This window comes from Mesorhizobium sp. LEGMi-168a, assembly GCF_058312955.1.
In genome coordinates, this window is the sequence record NZ_JBZEGV010000165.1 from 1 (window position 1) to 1002 (window position 1002).

2 protein-coding genes are annotated in these 1002 nt (G+C 54.2%); both read right to left on the bottom strand.

What is annotated here, in order from left to right:
• Positions 1 to 147: 147 nt before the first annotated feature.
• Positions 148 to 552 (bottom strand): hypothetical protein, encoded by a 405-nt coding sequence (locus tag AC4FWB_RS34665; protein ID WP_491030716.1) that lies wholly within the window; start codon positions 550 to 552, stop codon positions 148 to 150.
• A 122-nt stretch (positions 553 to 674) separates the two neighbouring features.
• The coding region (locus tag AC4FWB_RS34670; RefSeq protein ID WP_491030718.1) for a glycine betaine ABC transporter substrate-binding protein at positions 675 to 1002 on the bottom strand (328 nt) is incomplete at its 5' end.

A 1002-nucleotide genomic window follows, 5' to 3' on the forward strand; every position in this document is an offset into this window, starting at 1 on the left:
CGAGATGATCCCCAAATGCGTCAGACGAATTGGCGCAGGCGCAGCAAAAATAATTGTCACGATCATGCCGGGGGCCATTCCAAGCCCGAACAAGATGAGAACGGGGATGAGATAAACGAAGGTGGGCATCGTCTGCATCAGGTCGAGCTATGGAAGCATGACGCGATAGGCGCGGTCGTTGTGTGCAAGCCAGATTCCGATCGGAACGCCGATAGCCATGGACACCGCTGTAGCCGCGACAACCATAACCAGCGTCTCGACAGTCTCGTCCCAAAGTCCCTGATTGGCGACAAAAATGAGTCCGGCCACTGTCAGAAGGCCCAGCTTCCATGACTTTCGCAGATACCAGGCAAGCAAGGAAAGCGCTGCCATCAAAATCAGTGGCGGGACAGCGATCAAAAAGGCGACCATCCCTTCCAACGCATAGGTCAATGCAACTGAAACAGAGTTGAACAGCCATGCGAAGTTCGATGTCAGAAAAGCGAAGAAGTTCTTTCCCCAGATACCTAAGGGAACTTTGTGATCCGTGATCAGGCTAAACAACCACTGCATATCAAGCTCGGTGTGTGAGGGATTGTGGGCGGTCGACGAGGCGTCGCCACAGGTCAGCTATTTCCAGGAAAGTACGAAGCAACTGACCTGGCTAGGACAAGTTTGACCGCCCGAAGTGGTGCTTACAGACCGAGGCCCTTTTTGACCGCGTCAAGCGCCGGACCGCTTCCATCAAACGTGGTTACACCTGCCAGCCACTTGTCCAAAATCTGCGGATTGGCCTTGATCCACGCAATGCCGGCGGCCTTGGGCGTATCGCCCTTGTCCATCGCGAGCATGATCTCGTCTTCCATCTTGACGGTAAAGGTGACATTCTGCATCATCTTGCCGATGTTCGGGCAGTCCTGGACGTAACCTTTCCGCACGTTCGTCCAAACCGTAGCGCCACCGTAATTCGGCCCGAAAAGAGCATCGCCGCCTGTAAGATAACGGATATCGTACACCGTATTC